General features: G+C 57.5%; 1 pseudogene. It reads right to left on the bottom strand.

Features of this window, described 5'->3' with window-relative positions:
- Positions 1 to 308: pseudogene (locus SB765_RS28810) on the bottom strand (transcriptional regulator); the annotation flags it as partial.

Here is a 308-nt window from a genome sequence, read left to right as displayed (position 1 = left end):
CCTTTACTGAGGATTGCCTGCGTCATCTGCCGGGCCGCTTCAACGTTATCAAAGCCTACCGCCATATCCAGGCAGGGCGTGACGCTGTCCATCACCTCAATCACCGGGATACCGGCCACTTCCAGCATGCGCAGCGTGCCTGGTGTATGAGTGCGTTCGGTGAGGATAACCCCATCAATGTTCCAGCCCAGCAGCGAGCGCAGTTGCAGCTCCTCTTTTTGCGGGTTGTAACCAAAGTGGGCGACCAGCGTCTGATAGTTGGCTTCGTCGGTGACGGCTTCGATGCCGCGCAATACGTCAGCAAAAAC

It is taken from the genome of Pseudomonas sp. SIMBA_067, assembly GCF_046534675.1.
Lineage (GTDB): Bacteria > Pseudomonadota > Gammaproteobacteria > Pseudomonadales > Pseudomonadaceae > Aquipseudomonas > Aquipseudomonas putida.
Note: the sequence above shows the minus strand (reverse complement) of the source record. Positions and strands in the feature narration are given on the sequence as shown.